Source organism: [Clostridium] symbiosum ATCC 14940 (assembly GCF_000466485.1).
Taxonomy (GTDB): Bacteria; Bacillota; Clostridia; order Lachnospirales; family Lachnospiraceae; genus Otoolea; species Otoolea symbiosa.
The window spans coordinates 1-1,129 of record NZ_KE992885.1; the positions used below are offsets into that span (position 1 = coordinate 1).

Here is a 1,129-nt window from a genome sequence, read left to right on the forward strand (position 1 = left end):
CCCACAGCTCTGCGCATTCGCAATCCAGTCATCAAATTCCCTCTGCTGCTGACGATACGCTTCCATCTGGCAGATATCATAGAACCACTCTTTCATGCGGTGTGCCAGACGCAGATCCTCGCTATAGTGAAGCATTAAATCACAGGCCTGTTTGTTCTCATCCTTCAGCTTTTTGTAGCGGGTCAGAATGAGTTTTCGGCTGCGTTTATAATACTTACGCAGAGAAACCGGCATGGAGCGCTGCAGCCGTTTGCGTACATTTTCAATCGCCCATGTCACCTGCCGGATGAAATGATATTTATCCACGATGATTGTAGCGTTTGGAAAGAAGGTTTGTGCAAGTTCGGTGTAGGGGCGCCACATATCGCAGACGAAGAACTTTACCTTCAGGCGTTCTTTCCTGGGAATGTTCCGCCAATAATCAGCCAGATGGCTCTGGGTCCGATCTGGGAGAATGTCGAGGATCCGGCGCTTTTTCGGATCAACCAGAATGCACTGATATTTACCGGTAGAAGCATTGCCTTTGAATTCGTCAATGGAAAGCGCTTGTGGAAGCTGGTCAGGCGGAGGATAGCAAATCGTGTCCAGAAGGCGGCAGACCGTCTGGACGGAAACACCGGTAAGCTCTGCGATCTGTTTTAAGGAAAAGGTCTGCCGGAGCAGGGAGACAATGTAAAATGCCAGCCTGCGGGTCCTGCGGTGGTAGCTGGGGAGGAACGAATAGGGTTCGGTGAAGCGTTTGCGGCAGTATGGGCAGAGGTAGCGGCGTTTGCGAAGAAGCAGGATTACTTGTTTTCCCAGTAAGGGAATGTCCTGGACTTCTTGTAAACGGTAATCATGAATCCGTTTTGTTTTAGCCCCACAGCAGGGGCAAGTCTGTTCTACCGGTTGGGACTGGATGAAAATTTTAATGAAAGAGTCTGCCTGAACCACTTTTTTAATAGAAACACCTTCCAAGTTAAGGAAAGCCTTGGTATAATTAGGGTACATCTATAAGGGGTCACCTCCGTAACATTAAACTTTGGTCGGGTTAATGCGTTTAGGAGGCTTCTTATAGATGTATTTTATTACAACGAAAAGAATGTTGGAAGTGTGCTTTTCAGCACACCCCAACATTCAGTATAGAACC

At 47.8% G+C, this 1,129-nt stretch carries 1 protein-coding gene; it reads right to left on the reverse strand.

The window, feature by feature from the left end; all coding sequences use genetic code 11:
- A partial coding sequence (locus tag CLOSYM_RS08985; RefSeq protein ID WP_021641871.1) for an ISL3 family transposase occupies window positions 1–990 on the reverse strand: 990 nt, incomplete at its 3' end.
- Between the last annotated feature and the right edge of the window lie 139 nt (window positions 991–1,129).